The organism is Kribbella sp. (assembly GCF_035687465.1).
In the GTDB taxonomy this organism is placed as follows: domain Bacteria; phylum Actinomycetota; class Actinomycetes; order Propionibacteriales; family Kribbellaceae; genus Kribbella.
The window spans coordinates 1-2,022 of the sequence record NZ_DASRXP010000559.1; the positions used below are offsets into that span (position 1 = coordinate 1).

At 62.3% G+C, this 2,022-nt stretch carries 3 protein-coding genes; all 3 read left to right on the forward strand.

Annotation, left to right across the window (positions count from 1 at the left end):
• A partial coding sequence (locus tag VFG33_RS29770) for a MerR family transcriptional regulator (RefSeq protein ID WP_325056305.1) occupies positions 1-339 on the forward strand: 339 nt, incomplete at its 5' end.
• 249 nt (positions 340-588) lie between these two features.
• Positions 589-1,314, forward strand: a complete 726-nt coding sequence (locus VFG33_RS29775; protein WP_325056306.1) for a GNAT family N-acetyltransferase — start codon at positions 589-591, stop codon at positions 1,312-1,314.
• Between the two features lie 176 nt (positions 1,315-1,490).
• Positions 1,491-1,952, forward strand: a complete 462-nt coding sequence (locus tag VFG33_RS29780; protein ID WP_325056307.1) for a hypothetical protein — start codon at positions 1,491-1,493, stop codon at positions 1,950-1,952.
• Positions 1,953-2,022 lie beyond the last annotated feature (70 nt).

Here is a 2,022-nt window from a genome sequence, read left to right on the forward strand (position 1 = left end):
CTGCTGGGCGTTCGCACGTCGACCCTGCGTTTCTGGGAACAGGTCGGACTCGTCCGCCCAGCACGCGAACGCGTCACCGGCTACCGCGTGTTCGATCTCGGTGCCGCCAGGGACGCGCACCTGGTACGACTTCTGCGGGAAGGCAACTTCCCGATGATGATCATCCTCGCCGCCCTCGACGAGATGCACTCCTCGGCCGACGGCCGCCCCGAACGAGTCGGCGCCGAACTCAGTCGTCGCAAGGCAGAGCTCCACGAACGCAGCCTGGCCCGCTTACGAGCCGACGCAACCCTGATCGCGTACCTCGACTGGCGAGACTCCTCGTCCCCAACGAGTTGACGCCGGGTACTCCGTCAGACGCATGGGGGAGAACCAAGGGCGCCACAGATGTGTCTGTCGCCGACGCCCCGTCAGGCTCGCTCGTGACGATTTGCTGAAGGGAGGTCTGGATGAAGCGAGTGCTGGTGACTGCGACGACTGCGGTAGCGGTGATTGCGACACCGGCAGTTGTCGTGAGCGCTGCCATATGTTCTTTTGCATTCAGTGGCCAAACACCGCCGCAGAGCTAGCGGTCTAACATCTCAAAGCGTGATGGGCAACGACGACCACCTCTTAGAACTCGAGATCGACACGATCTTCGGTCTTGCTCCAACTCTGCCCGGCGAGCAACTGCGCCTGGCGACGTCGGACGTCATCGCCGTCTTCGGGTGGTCGCCGAACGCACGAGTATTTGCTTTGAGCGCGGCCGCAACCGAGTTGATCGATTCGATCGATCTCGACGTCGCCGAGGACTTCTCGCCAGAAACGGAACCGACTGTGGTGACACAGGTGAAGAATCGTCTGCTCAACAGGACAGATCCTCCGTCCGTGCTGACTGTGGCAGGCGGTCCCTCCTACCTGTTTCCTTCGTCCGTTGAGGATCCGCACGTCGGCTTGCCAGTTATCATCTCCGATGACGCCGGCGTTGCCGCCGCGCAGCGATTCGTCCGGCCAGACAACTGGGAAGTCGGCGAGTGGAGACAGTTGATCAACGGCAAGATCGGGCCGTGGGCGATGGCCGTAGACGATCTAGAACCAGTCTCCATCTGCCACACTCCTGCGGCCACACCGAGCAGCGCCGAAGCGGGCGTGTGGACCAGGCCGGATCACCGAGGGACTGGACTTGCAGCGGCTGTCACCGTCGCTTGGTGGAAGCTCGAACGTCACCGTCGCGGCGTCATCTTCTATAGCACCAATCGAGACAACCTCGCGTCCCGATCAATCGCTGCCAAGCTCCGTCTACAGCCGCTCGGCTGGTTGTGGACCATCAGATGAATACTCGCAGCTCTGCCAACGTTCGACCTGGTGGCACTCTTATCAACTCGTTGCGAAGGCCTAACCCTGATATGAACCACACTCTCGGACTCGCCGCGGCGTTGTGTGTGGCGGCGGTCGCTGCGGGTTGCTCAGCCCAGCAAGACACTGCTGAGCGACCCGCCGAGGGCGGCCCGATGACGATCGGTGGCGACTCCGGAGAGCTTTGCTTCTCCTTGAACGAAATTCCTAGCCTCAACCTCGCTTACGCTGTCGACCGGCTCGTCAACGAGAGCGACAAGCCACTCGATGTCGTCGCCTTCCACGCCGTCAATGCTCAGAACGTGCGTGCCTGCGAGGCGTACGTCGCGCCGGTGCCAAATCCCGGCACACTCATCGGCGCCGCGAGTACGTGGCCGGCCGGCACCACGAAGGAGCCGATTCACACCGCGGCCTGGCAGAAGCGCCAGCCACTGGGCGGCTACGTGCTACCAGCTCACAGTGAGAACACCAGCTACAACCTGGTCGTTCACTTGATCGTTGAAGCTGACACCAAGTCCGCATCGCTGGATTCCCTGCAGGTCGATTACCGAGCCGACGGCAAGATCTACCGTGCCGCCACCTCGACCAGAGTGGTGCTGAAACCCTCGTGTCTGTAAACCGGCCCAGGTGGCCACACAGCCGTCGACCGATCTCCGGATTGTCGGCGGGATGTTGGAGGGGGAATGT